Source organism: Acidovorax sp. SRI_002 (assembly GCF_057586455.1).
The window spans coordinates 226986-238582 of sequence record NZ_JBYCZW010000007.1; the positions used below are offsets into that span (position 1 = coordinate 226986).

Annotated in this window: 13 protein-coding genes; 7 read left to right on the forward strand and 6 right to left on the reverse strand. The window is 64.9% G+C overall.

Going from position 1 to position 11597, the window contains the following annotated elements; translation table 11 throughout:
* Positions 1–36: 36 nt before the first annotated feature.
* Positions 37–1056 (reverse strand): Bug family tripartite tricarboxylate transporter substrate binding protein, encoded by a 1020-nt coding sequence (locus AC2YJX_RS20335; protein ID WP_487257113.1) that lies wholly within the window; start codon positions 1054–1056, stop codon positions 37–39.
* A 110-nt stretch (positions 1057–1166) separates the two neighbouring features.
* A complete protein-coding gene (locus AC2YJX_RS20340) occupies positions 1167–2258 on the reverse strand; it encodes a tartrate dehydrogenase (protein ID WP_487257114.1) in 1092 nt (363 codons plus the stop codon).
* A 166-nt stretch (positions 2259–2424) separates the two neighbouring features.
* Between AC2YJX_RS20340 and AC2YJX_RS20345 the strand changes: the two genes are divergently transcribed.
* Positions 2425–3399, forward strand: coding sequence for a LysR family transcriptional regulator (locus AC2YJX_RS20345; protein ID WP_487257115.1), 975 nt, complete (start codon positions 2425–2427; stop codon positions 3397–3399).
* Positions 3400–3508: 109 nt separating this feature from the next.
* Positions 3509–4096, forward strand: a complete 588-nt coding sequence (locus tag AC2YJX_RS20350; protein ID WP_487257116.1) for an Lcl C-terminal domain-containing protein — start codon at positions 3509–3511, stop codon at positions 4094–4096.
* A gap of 39 nt (positions 4097–4135) precedes the next feature.
* On the opposite strand, the gene AC2YJX_RS20355 is transcribed toward AC2YJX_RS20350, so the two are convergent.
* From AC2YJX_RS20355 to AC2YJX_RS20365, 3 genes are all read right to left on the reverse strand, one after another.
* Complete coding sequence (locus AC2YJX_RS20355) at positions 4136–4537, reverse strand: carboxymuconolactone decarboxylase family protein (RefSeq protein WP_487257117.1); 402 nt, start codon at positions 4535–4537, stop codon at positions 4136–4138.
* Positions 4464–4943: a MerR family transcriptional regulator gene (locus AC2YJX_RS20360; protein WP_487257118.1), complete on the reverse strand. Its 480-nt coding sequence runs from the start codon at positions 4941–4943 to the stop codon at positions 4464–4466. The genes AC2YJX_RS20355 and AC2YJX_RS20360 overlap by 74 nt, the downstream gene beginning before the upstream one ends.
* A 149-nt stretch (positions 4944–5092) precedes the next feature.
* Positions 5093–5983 (reverse strand): LysR family transcriptional regulator, encoded by an 891-nt coding sequence (locus AC2YJX_RS20365; RefSeq protein ID WP_121419893.1) that lies wholly within the window; start codon positions 5981–5983, stop codon positions 5093–5095.
* Positions 5984–6079: 96 nt separating this feature from the next.
* Between AC2YJX_RS20365 and AC2YJX_RS20370 the strand changes: the two genes are divergently transcribed.
* The 4 genes from AC2YJX_RS20370 (at position 6080) to AC2YJX_RS20385 (ending at position 10397) form a co-directional block, all read left to right on the forward strand.
* The gene (locus AC2YJX_RS20370; RefSeq protein WP_487257119.1) at positions 6080–6550 is read left to right on the forward strand and encodes a cyclophilin-like fold protein; all 471 of its coding nucleotides are present in this window, start codon (positions 6080–6082) and stop codon (positions 6548–6550) included.
* Between the two features lie 253 nt (positions 6551–6803).
* Positions 6804–7799, forward strand: coding sequence for an alpha/beta hydrolase (locus AC2YJX_RS20375; protein ID WP_487257172.1), 996 nt, complete (start codon positions 6804–6806; stop codon positions 7797–7799).
* Between the two features lie 3 nt (positions 7800–7802).
* The gene (locus AC2YJX_RS20380; RefSeq protein WP_487257120.1) at positions 7803–9044 is read left to right on the forward strand and encodes an MFS transporter; all 1242 of its coding nucleotides are present in this window, start codon (positions 7803–7805) and stop codon (positions 9042–9044) included.
* Between the two features lie 213 nt (positions 9045–9257).
* Positions 9258–10397, forward strand: coding sequence for a zinc-binding dehydrogenase (locus tag AC2YJX_RS20385; protein ID WP_121506619.1), 1140 nt, complete (start codon positions 9258–9260; stop codon positions 10395–10397).
* A 259-nt stretch (positions 10398–10656) separates the two neighbouring features.
* Here the strand turns inward: AC2YJX_RS20385 and AC2YJX_RS20390 are convergent, their stop codons facing one another.
* Positions 10657–10950, reverse strand: a complete 294-nt coding sequence (locus AC2YJX_RS20390) for a DUF4148 domain-containing protein (protein ID WP_487257121.1) — start codon at positions 10948–10950, stop codon at positions 10657–10659.
* Positions 10951–11230: 280 nt separating this feature from the next.
* Here AC2YJX_RS20390 and AC2YJX_RS20395 point away from each other — a divergent pair, with 280 nt between their 5' ends.
* Positions 11231–11539 carry a hypothetical protein gene (locus AC2YJX_RS20395; protein WP_055397526.1) on the forward strand — a complete coding sequence of 103 codons (309 nt, stop codon included), beginning with the start codon at positions 11231–11233 and terminating at the stop codon, positions 11537–11539.
* The last annotated feature ends 58 nt before the right edge of the window (positions 11540–11597 follow it).

The following is an 11597-nucleotide window of genomic DNA, read 5'->3' on the forward strand; positions in this document are numbered from 1 at the left end:
GCAGGTGTTATACCAACCCACCCCTCGGGCACGTAGTCAGTCGGTGGTGATCTTGTGGTCGGCCACCAGCTTGGCAAAGCGTGTGGTGTCGCTGGCTATCTGCTCGGCCATTTGCGCGGGCGTGTTGCCAATGGGCTCGGCGCCAATGTCCTGCATGCGCTTCTTGAAGTCGGGCGACTGGATCACCTTGACCATCTCGGCGTTCAGCCGGGTCACCACATCGGCGGGTGTGCGTGCCGGGGCCAGCACGCCAAACCAGGTGCCGATGTCAAAGCCCGCAAAACCGGCCTCCTGCAGTGTGGGCACATCCGGCAGCGATGAAGACCGCTTGGCCGTGGTCACCGCCAGCGCGCGCAGCTTGCCCGCCTTGATGTGGGGCAGCACGGGCGTGATGGTGTCGAACGACATCGACACCTGCCCGCCCAGCAGGTCGGTGGTCAGCGGGCCGCTGCCCTTGTAGGGCACATGCAGCACAGGCTGGCCTATGGCGGTGGAGAACTGCGTGCCGATCAGGTGCTGCGCCGTGCCCGCGCCGTTGGAGCCATACGAAAACTTGTCGGGCGCGGCCTTGATGAGGGCCACGAGTTCCTTCACATCCTTGGCGGGCGTGGTGGCGCTCACGGCCAGCACGTTGGGCACCAGGGCCACGGTGGTGATGGGCGCAAAGCTCTTTTGAAAGTCGTAGCTGAGCTTTTTGTAGACGCTGGTGGCAATGGTGTGGTGCACCGCGCCCATCAGCAGCGTGTAGCCGTCGGGTGCGGCCTTGGCCACGTAGTCGGCACCAATGGTGGCGCCCGCGCCGCCCCGGTTTTCCACGATCACGGGCTGGCCCAGCGCGGTGCTGAGCTTTTCGCCCAGCGCTCGCGCCAGCACGTCGGTGGTGCCGCCCGCTGCAAACGGCACGACGATGGTGACGGGCTTGGTCGGCCAGGCCTGCGCGTGGACAGTTTTGCCAGGCAGCAGGCAGGCGGCTGCGGCCAGCGCCGCCAGTGCCATCAGGTGTTGACGGCGCAGCGGGTGTGCGATGGCGGTGGGGCTGGGGGTAGGGCGATGCATGGTTTGTCTCCTAAAGGATGGGGGCGGCGGCTGTGTGGCCTTTGCGGCCTTGTGGTGGTGCCCGCCGTGTAGCGTCCAGGCCCGTTCTTGCGGGCCTTGAACGATTGCTTTCAGGCGGCTTTGCGCTCGGTCTCCTTGCCGCTGATCAGCGCGCACACCGCATCGGTCACCTGCGCCGTGGTGGCCGTGCCGCCCAGGTCGCGGGTGTGGAGGGCCGGGTTGGCGGTGACTTGCTCGATGGCCTGCATCACGGCGCGGGCCGCATCCACCTCGCCCAGGTGCTCCAGCAGCATGACCACCGACCAGAAGGTGCCGATGGGGTTGGCCAGGCCCTTGCCCATGATGTCGAACGCCGAGCCGTGGATGGGCTCGAACATGCTGGGGTAGCGGCGCTCGGGGTCGATGTTGCCGGTGGGCGCAATGCCCAGGCTGCCCGCCAGCGCGGCGGCCAGGTCGCTGAGGATGTCGGCATGCAGGTTGGTGGCGACGATGGTGTCGAGCGTGGAGGGGCGGTTGACCATGCGGGCCGTGGCGGCGTCCACCAGCTCCTTGTCCCATTTCACATCGGGGAACTCGGCCGCCACCTGCGCGGCGATCTCGTCCCACATCACCATGGCGTGGCGCTGGGCGTTGCTCTTGGTGATGACGGTGAGCAGCTTGCGGGGGCGCGATTGCGCCAGGCGGAAGGCAAAGCGCAGGATGCGCTCCACGCCCACGCGGGTCATGATGGACACATCAGTGGCCGCCTCGATGGGGTGGCCCTGGTGCACGCGGCCGCCCACGCCGGAGTATTCGCCCTCGGAGTTTTCGCGCACGATGACCCAGTCCAGATCCTTGGGCGCGCAGCGCTTCAGGGGCGCGTCGATGCCCGGCAGGATGCGTGTTGGGCGCACGTTGGCGTACTGGTCAAACCCCTGGCAGATCTTGAGGCGCAGGCCCCAGAGCGTGATGTGGTCGGGGATGTCCGGGTCGCCTGCCGAGCCAAACAGGATGGCGTCTTTGCCGCGCAGCGCATCGAGCCCATCGGCCGGCATCATCACGCCGTGGGCGCGGTACCAGTCGCCGCCCCAGCCGAAGTTTTCGAACTGGAACTGCAGGCCGGAGTGGCGGGCGGCCAGGGCTTCGAGCACACGCTGGCCGGCGGGAACCACTTCCTTGCCGATGCCGTCTCCGGGGATGGTGGCGATTTGATAGGTTGTCATGCAGAGGCCTGGGTGAATGAAGGTCTGGAAATGCCCGTGCAGCAAGGCACAGGCGTGAAAGAGAAACACAGGAGAAACCAAACGGTAGAGGGACTGTAGGCCTGGACGCCTTTACAGAACGCCGCTAAAGTGAATCCATCGTTAACCTATAGTTAAGGTCGCGCCGATGAGTTCCACCATCCAGCCCGCAGAACTGGGCTTCTTTTCTGCGCTGGCCGCCAGCCCCAGCCTGAGCGCCGCAGGGCGCGAAATGGGGGTCTCCACGGCGGCGGTCAGCAAGCACCTCACGCAGATGGAAAAGCGCCTGGGCGTGGTGCTGGTCAACCGCACCACGCGCCGCATGAGCCTCACGCCCGAGGGCGAGCTGCTGCTGGAGCACGCGCGCCGCATCCTGCGCGAGATCGATGCGCTCGATGAACTCATCGTGCAGTCCAAGGCCAGCCCCAAGGGCCTGCTGCGTGTGAACGCCACGCTGGGCTTTGGCCGCATGCACATCGCCCCCGTGATCTCGGACTTTGTGCGCCAGTACCCCGAGGTGGATGTGCAGCTGCAGCTGTCGGTGCACCCGCCGCCGATCACCGACGACGCCTACGACGTTTGCGTGCGTTTTGGTGAGCCGCCCGACGGCCGTGTGATCGCCCGCCGCATCGCCCCCAACCGGCGCGTGCTATGCGCCGCGCCCGCCTACCTCGACCGCCATGGCAGGCCCCGCGTGCCGCGCGACCTGATGGAGCACCAGTGCATCGGCATCCGCCAGGGCGACGAGGCCTATGGCCTGTGGCGCCTGACCACCGGGCGCGGCAGCAAGGCACACACCGAGTCGATCAAGATCACCGGCAACCTCACCACCAACGACGGCGAGATCGCCGTGCTGTGGGCACTGCAGGGCCACGGCATCGTGATGCGCGCCGAGTGGGACGTGAACCGCCACCTGGCCCAGGGCCTGCTGGAGCCCGTGCTGCCGCATTACCAGACCCCGGCGGCCGACATCTATGCGGTGTACCCGCAGCGCCACCAGTTCTCCACCCGCGTGCAGGCGTTTGTGGGGTTTCTGGCCGAGGCGCTGGCAGCGTCGGGGGCGCCGGCCGCTGTGCCCGCGAAGCCGGGCAAGCCGAGTAAAAGTGCAATGCAGGTTTCTTGATCTGCGGGGTGGCGCCGATCCGGTGGGGGGTTAGGGTGTCGCTATCCAACTGGCTGAGCCTGCCGTCTTCAACCGCCTTTCCCTGGCCCGCTTTTGACCATGTTTGACCATGAAACCACTCCCGCTACTTTCTGCCTTGCTGGTGGGCGCCTTCGCAGCCCTGCCTGTGCGGGCTGCTGATTCCACCGCCACGCAAGACTGGTCTCTGTCGGCCGATGGCGCCTATGTGCTTGATGTGCGCGCAGGCCTGGCCTGGCCGCGTTGTGTGGAAGGCATGCAGTGGACGGGCAAGACCTGCACCGGCAAGCCGTTGCTGCTGGACCGTGCAGAAGCCACCACCCTTGCCGCCGAGCGCTGGAAGGCCGAAGGCGTGGCCTGGCGCATTCCACGCGCGGCCGAGCTGCAGCGGCTGGTGGACAAATCGCTCTCGCCCCCGGGCCTGAACCCCATCCTGTTCCCTGCTGCGCCAGGCCAGTGGCACTGGTCGTCTACCAGCAATGTGAGTGCGCCCAGCGTCAACCAGTACACCTACGGCAACATCGCGCAAAGCCGCGCGGGCGATGGCGTACGGCAGGCCGCCATGATCAACGGCTGGGCGGTGAACCTTTCCACCGGCGAGGCACGGGGTGATGCGGCGCGGGCCAGCAAGCTGCCCGTGCGGCTGGTACGGCCGCAGCCGGTGGGGGAGGGGAAGTAGCCGCAGACATCGCGCGGAGCAGGTAGCGGCTCAGGCACCTCATGCCGCCTCCGTTTCTGCATCGCCCGCCGCAAACACTTCGCGGGCAGCGGCCAGTCCGTTCAGCGCGGCCGGAAAGCCTGCGTAAACAGCCATCTGCATGAGGACTTCCACGATCTCCTCGCGGGTGACGCCCACGTTCAGCGCCGCCTGCAAGTGCACCTTGAGCTGTGGTGTTGCGTTGCCCAGCGCAGTCAAAGCAGCGATCACTGCAATTTCGCGGCTGCGCAGGTCCAGTCCGGGTCGGGAATAGATGTCGCCAAACGGAAACTCGATCAGGTAGCGGGCGAAATCGGGGGCAATGTCGGCCAGGCTGGCGACGACGTGCTCACCGGCGTGGCCGTCGATTTCGCGCAGCTTGGCGAGGCCCTGGAGATAGCGGGGATTGGTTTCGGGGGACATGGGTGCTTCCTTGGCGGGGTGACGAGGGTGTGTGGCGAAGGGAAGCCTCCAGATCCCGGTAGTGCGCGATCTTGGCTTGCAGCGCCTGTGCGGCTTGCTGCATGGCGGTGATGGTTGCAAGCACCTGAGCAAGGTGATGCTCCAGCAGCTCGCGCCGCTCGGGGGCGGTGGTGTTCCCTTCGCTGCGCAGTCGCGCGAAGGCCTGCATCTGCCCGATGGGCATCTGGGTCTCGCGCAGGCGCAGCAGGAATCCGATCCATTCCATGTCCGAAGCCGCATAGCGGCGCTGGCCACCCGGCGCACGCGCCACGGACGCAATCAGCCCGGCGCGCTCGTAGTAGCGCAGCGTGTGTGCGGTCAGGCCCGTGCGTTTGGCGACTTCGGCAATGGTGAGGAGGGATGCCATGGGAGCGATTCTGAAAGTTGGAGTGCACTCTAAGTCAAGCACTGAATCGTTCCAACGTGACACGGGGTCGCAACAGGCCGCTGTCTAACCCTTGTTCGTATCCGCAGCCTCGTGATCTCTAGCCACCCGCGTGCTTGCAAGCAGTCTCTTCACCGCAGCTGCAACGCCTGCAGCACCAGCGAAAACGCAGGCGATGGCTGGCGCCGACTGGGGTAGTACAGGTGGTAGCCCGCGAACGGTGGGCACCAGTCTTCCAGCACTCGGACCAGGCGTCCGTCTTCGATGTGGGTGGCCAGCTCGTCCTCGGGCAGCAGCGCAATGCCCAGCCCGGCCAACGCTGCATCGACCTGGGGCGGGGCGGTGTTGAAGATCAGCGGGCCATCTACCCGCACGTTGACCTGTTTGCCTTTGCGCGCAAAGTCCCACACGTACAGGCCGCCCGAGGTAGGCATGCGCTGGTTGATGCACCGGTGCGCCGTCAGGTCGTGCGGGGTTTTGGGAATGGGATGGGCGGCAAAGTAGCTGGGCGATGCGACCACGGCCATGCGAAGCGGCGGGCCGATGGGCATGGCAATCATGTCCTTGTCGATGGTGTTGCCCAGGCGCACCCCGGCGTCAAAACGGTCGGCCACGATGTCGCGAAAGCCGTAGTTCATGTCGAACTCCAGCGTGATGTCGGGGTTGTCGTGCAACAGTGGCATGAGCTTGGGCAGCAGCGTGGTGTGCATGACGTGGTCGCCGCAGGTGATGCGCACAGTGCCTGCGGGTTTGTCGCGCAGTGCGGTCAGCGCATCCAGCTCGGCCTCAATCTCGTCAAAGCGGTGACCGATGGCTTGCATCAGGCGTTCGCCCGCTGGTGTGGGCGAGACGCTGCGCGTGGTGCGTGTGAGCAGCCGGATCTGCAGGCGCTCTTCAAGGCCACGGATGGTCTGGCTCAGTGCGGACTGCGTGACCCCCAGAGTGGCTGCGGCCCGGGTGAAGCTGCCCTCGCGCGCCACGGTGACAAAGGCCAGCAGGTCGTTCAGGTTGCGTCTCGCCATGTCTGATCCTTTGGGTTGATTGGTTAGCTAGCCTTATAAACCCATTCGCCATTCATTATCTAGTCGGCGCGGGCAGTGCTGGGCAAACTTCTCTCCATGGAACAACGCATCAGCACCCACCCCTTCCAACGCCGCGCGCTGGCGGGTGTCGCCTTTGCATTCACCGTGGCAGCCGGGGTGATGCCCACCACCACCTTTGCACAGCAGGGTCCCATGAAAATTCATCTGCATATCGATGGCGCCATTGCCACCGCCACCCTGGACAACAACGCCGCAGCGCGCGATTTTGTGGCCCAGCTGCCGCTGTCGCTGACGTTGCAGAACTACGCGGAGATCGAACGCATCGCCACCCTGCCGCGCAAGCTGTCGGTGGATGGGACACCGGCGGGCATCACCCCCAAAACCGGTGACATCAACTATTACGCGCCCTGGGGCAATCTGGCGATTTTTGTGGGCGATGACGCCTATGCACGCGGCCTGGTGCGGCTGGGCAGAGTGGACACGGGCCTGCCCGCGTTGCAGCGCCAAGGGCCTTTGAAGGTGCGTATCGAACGCGCCAGCGACTGACGCGCGGACAAAGTATTGGAGCGTCCAACGAAGGCGCGCCCTCGGCCCCGCCTTCATTTCTTGATTTCTCGTCCTTCCCCAATTTCCTACCTCCCCAGGAGCATTGAACATGCACAACACACTCGCCACCATCCACGCGCAGCACCCAATACCCGGCACAGACCCCCTCACCTCGGACCGGCGCGACTTCCTCATCCGGGCGGGCTTCGGTGCGGCGGTATGGGGCGGGCTGTCTGCCGCGGGTGGTAGTGCGATGGCAGCGGGGCCGCAGCCAGCGCCCGGCAAGCTCAGCGGCGCCGACAATTTCTACCAAAGCGACAAGGTGGCCGTGCGCAAGGTGACCTTCAAGAACCAGTACCGCATGGCAGTGGCTGGCAACCTGTTTGTGCCCAAGAGCCTGGACCGCAGCAAGAAAAATCCGGCCATTCTGGTGGGCCACCCCATGGGTGCCGTCAAGGAACAAAGCGCCAACCTGTATGCCACCAAGATGGCGGAGCAGGGTTTTGTCGCGTTGTCGCTGGACCTGCCTTTCTGGGGTGAGAGCGACGGCCAGCCGCGCAACGCGGTGGCGCCAGACATCTATGCCGAGGCTTTCAGCGCAGCGGTGGATTTTCTGGGCACGCAGGCGATGGTGGACCGCGAGCGCATTGGGGCCATTGGCGTGTGCGGCAGCGGCAGCTTTGTCATCAGCGCCGCCAAGATCGACCCGCGCATGAAGGCCATCGCCACCGTCAGCATGTACGACATGGGGGCTGCCAACCGCGACGCGCTGAACCACTCGCAGACTGTGGAGCAGCGCAAGCAGATCATTGCCGCCGCTGCCGAGCAGCGCTACGTGGAGTTCACTGGCGGGGCCATCCAGTACACCGGTGGCACGGTGCACGAGCTGACGGCAGACACACACCCCATTCAGCGGGAGTTCTATGACTTCTACCGCACCCCGCGTGGCGAGGTCACACCCAAGGGCGGCTCAGCCAAAACCACCACCCACCCCACGCTGACCAGCAACGTCAAGTTCATGAACTTCTACCCGTTCAATGACATCGAGACAATTTCTCCGCGCCCCATGCTCTTCATCACGGGTGACCAGGCGCATTCCAAGGAGTTCAGCGAAGACGCCTTCAAGCGCGCTGCCGAGCCGAAGGAGCTGCACATCGTCCCCGGTGCGGGCCATGTGGATCTGTATGACCGTGTGAACCTGATCCCATGGGGCAAGTTGACGGCGTTCTTTGGCAAACACCTGGCTTAAGCAATGACCACCCAGGTTTGCGACGCCCCGCCGCACCACACAGGCGGTGAAGACGGGGCGGCGGCGCAGCCCGCGCGCTGGAGCGGCGTTTTTGCGATGACGCTCTGCGTGTTTGCGCTGATCGCGTCGGAGTTCATGCCAGTCAGCCTGCTCACACCCATGGCCGCAGACCTGGGTGTCAGTGAGGGTTGGGCCGGGCAGGGCATTGCGATATCGGGCGCCTTCGCCGTGTTCACCAGCCTGAGCATTGCAGCGCTGGCAGGCAGGATGGACCGCAAGACCCTGCTTCTGGGCCTTACGGCGCTGATGTGCTTATCTGGCGCGGTCATTGCACTGGCACCGAACTACGCGGTGTACATGGTGGGGCGCGCGCTCATTGGGGTGGTGGTGGGAGGCTTTTGGTCGATGTCGGCCGCCACGGCCATGCGGCTGGTGCCCGCGCAGCAGGTGCCACGGGCCCTGGCCATCTTCAATGGTGGCAACGCGCTGGCCACGGTGGTGGCGGCGCCGCTCGGCAGCTATCTGGGGGCCGTGATTGGCTGGCGCGGGGCTTTCTTCTGCCTGGTGCCGGTGGCGGTACTGGCCTTCATCTGGCAGTGGGTGAGCCTGCCGCCGATGCCTGCCGGGCCCCGGCGCTCTGGGGCCTCTGGCCTTGTTTTCAGACTGCTCCGGCGCCGGATGATTGCCGTGGGCATGCTGGCAGTGGGCTGCTTTTTCATGGGACAGTTTGTGCTGTTTACCTACCTGCGTCCATTTCTGGAGACCGTCACGCATGTGGGTGGGTTCACCTTGTCGTTCATCCTGCTGGTGATCGGGGTGGCGGGCTTTGTGGGCACCACGCTCGTCGGCGCGGCGCTGGCCAGAGGCTTTTACCCAACGCTGTTCATGGCACCCGTCTTGATGGCGCTCATCGCCATCGCGCTGATCTGTTTGGGTGACCAGCTCACCGCTGTCACGGCCTTGCTGGGTGTATGGGGCATGGTGGCCACGGCAGCACCGGTGGGCTGGTGGACATGGGTCGCCCGGTCGATGCCGAGAGACGCTGAAGCCGGAGGAGGCCTCATGGTGGCGGTGGTCCAACTGGCTATCGGCCTGGGCTCCACGGTGGGGGGCCTGCTGTTTGACCGCAGCGGATACCAGAGCACCTTTGTCGTCAGCGCTGTTTTGTTGCTGGTGGCCGCTTTGCTGGTCTTGCTGACCTGGCGCTCTGGCAGGGCCGAGGGCTGTGCTGTTGCCGGTAGTTGAAGGTTGAAGGAGATGGGGTGAACGCGTGCATTGCGCGCCAGCAAACTGACGGCGATGTGGGTGCAAAACCGAGGGGACAGCAAAACCCGGCGTCCTGGTGAAAAATGGCGCGGCAGGTGGAGAGGCTGTGACCTGCTGGCACCCCAGCCTCCCCCCACGTCGCGCCGCTTCATGTGCGCGGCTCCATTTCCATCATCCCACTGCGAGTCCTCCATGAACCCATCCATCCCTACCACCGCGCTGCAGCTGCGCTCGCTTGTACAAGCCAATGGCACCTTGCAGATCAGCCTGGAGCCGACACCCGTGCCCACGCCAGGGCCTGACGAAGTGTTGATTCAGGTACAGGCCACGCCCATCAACCCATCGGACATTGGCCTGCTGCTGGGCCCGGCTGATCTGTCCACCGTGCAGGTCGCGGGCACGGCCGAGCGGCCGGTGGCCACGGCCCGCATCCCCGAGCGCGCCATGCCCGGCATGGCGGCACGCCTGGGCCAGAGCATGCCCGTGGGCAACGAGGGCGCAGGTCTGGTGGTGGCTGCGGGTGCATCGCCCGCTGCGCAGGCGCTGCTGGGCCGCACGGTGGCAGTGATTGGTGGCGCCATGTATTCGCAGTACCGCGCCATGCCTGCAGCGCAGTGCCTGCCTCTGCCGCCCGGCACCACGGCGGCTGAGGGCGCGTCGTGTTTTGTCAATCCGCTGACTGCGCTGAGCATGGTCGAAACCATGAAGCGCGAAGGCCACACCGCGCTGGTGCACACCGCTGCGGCCAGCAACCTGGGCCAGATGCTGCTCAAGATTTGCCAGAAGGATGGTGTCGGCCTGGTCAACATCGTGCGCAAGCCCGAGCAGGCGGAACTGTTGCGCGAACTGGGCGCCCAGTACGTGTGCGACAGCAGTGCGCCCGATTTCATGGCCGAACTGACCGACGCGCTGGCCGCCACTGGTGCCACCATTGCGTTTGATGCCACGGGCGGCGGCACGCTGGCGGGGCAGATCCTGCAGTGCATGGAGGCGGCCATCAACCGCAAGGCCAAGGAATACAGCCGCTACGGCTCGGCCGTGCACAAGCAGGTGTATCTGTACGGCCACCTGGACACGCGCCCGACCGAAGTGCACCGCACCTTTGGCATGGCCTGGGGCATGGGGGGATGGCTGCTGTTCCCGTTTCTGCAGAAGATTGGCGAAGAGGCCACCCAGGCGCTGCGCCAGCGCGTGGCGGCCGAGCTGAAGACCACGTTTGCCAGCCACTACGCGCGCACCGTGTCGCTGGCAGGCGCGCTGAGTGCCGAGTCCATTGCGTTCTACGGCCCGCGCAATACTGGGGCCAAGGTATTGATCGACCCGTCGCTGTAAGCGACGTTGCAGGGGCTCTTGCGGCGCCTTGAGGGACGGTCCATTACGGCAGGCGCCAGGCAAGCTCGGTAAGTGCCATGTAGCCAGCCGGCGCCGCGTGCGCCAACAAAAAGGGCTCCCAAAGGGAGCCCGATCTGCCTGCCCGCCCCTGCGGTTCAGTTAACACTCCCCATGGCAGCGCCACCCGCAAATGCAAAGTGCCACCACCATGGGAAGTCCCGCAACTGCTTCAACCAATCTCAAGCAGTTGGCCTGCCAATTACATGGCGCTGAATTCGCCCGAAGGGATCTTGCCGGTGCGCAGGGCTTCCGCAGCCTGGGCACGCACGGCAGCGCGGTCAGCGGTGGAGGTGTAGGTCACCACACGCGAACCAGCAGGTTCTTGGCTGCGCGTCTGGGCGACGGTTGCGGCTTCAGCGGCCACTTCAGCGCGGGTGCGGTTCGTGTCGAACTTCAGGGCGAATTGCGAGCTGTCGGCTTCGTCAGCATGGGCGCCAAAAGAAGCGAAAGCGGCAACGGCAGCGACGGAGAGGAAACGGGCGGTCTTGTTCATGATGAAAATCCTTGAAGGTTAAAAAGCGTCTCAAAAAAGCCGGGTCAAAAACCATTCCTGAACCGGGTTCGGTGAGTCGCCTTGCGGGTTCGGCTCATCGATGGGATGAACTGTACGCCGATGGTGTTCACGGAAAAACTACCTGGTCGCGAACTAACTGTTCCAGTATTGAGAACAATCCTTCCATCATCCCGCGCTCCCGGGTGATCTTTCAGGGCTCGAATTCTGCTGGAAAAAACTGTATATTCATACAGTATCAAACCACAGGAGTAGCAGTGCCATGCAAGTCATCGAATCCACTTTCGTCGTCAACCTCCGCGACTATCCCGAGGAGCTTCCGCCCAAAGAGCGCATTGCCGCAGAAACTCGGTACGCCAGGGCCCTGGAAAAGCAGCTTGGCGGCCCTGAACAGGTAGCAGCTGCGCTGGACACCATGCAGAGCCTGGAGGAGTCGCCCCCCGAGGTGGTGTCCCCTGGCGATCTCACTTTGCTCAAGGCCTGGGGCAAGGCCAGCGTGGCAGCCCGGCAGGCCGGGTTCCGGGATTTGGGGGAAGGAGAGGGCGCGTACTTTGAAGTAAGGCTGGTCTGAGAGGCTGAGAGTCCTTCATCCATACCCGCCTTGCACGCCAATACGCCCCAGCTCGTCG